Annotated in this window: 1 protein-coding gene; it reads left to right on the plus strand. The window is 42.2% G+C overall.

All coding sequences use genetic code 11. From position 1 onward, the window contains the following. On the plus strand, positions 1 to 377 hold a 377-nt coding region (locus tag BW716_RS35800; RefSeq protein ID WP_143709279.1), incomplete at both ends, for a tandem-95 repeat protein.

A 377-nucleotide genomic window follows, 5' to 3' on the forward strand; every position in this document is an offset into this window, starting at 1 on the left:
CGATGGAACATCGACTGCAACAATCACAGTCAATATCACAGTACATCCAGTAAATGATGCCCCTGTAGGAGGCACATTCACAGAGGAAACGAATGAAGATGTAGCACTGACCAGTCAAGTAACAGGTACAGATGTAGATGGTGATGTACTGACTTATACCAAGGCTACTGATCCTGCACATGGTTCTGTAGTTGTAAATAGTGATGGTACATATACTTACACTCCAGCTACTAATTATAATGGTGCTGATAGCTTCACAGTAACAGTAAGCGATGGAACATCGACTGCAACAATCACAGTCAATATCACAGTACATTCAGTAAATGATGCCCCTGTAGGAGGCACATTCACAGAGGAAACGAATGAAGATGTAGCAC

Origin of the sequence: [Flexibacter] sp. ATCC 35208 (assembly GCF_001975825.1) — a bacterium.
Taxonomy (GTDB): Bacteria; Bacteroidota; Bacteroidia; order Chitinophagales; family Chitinophagaceae; genus Chitinophaga.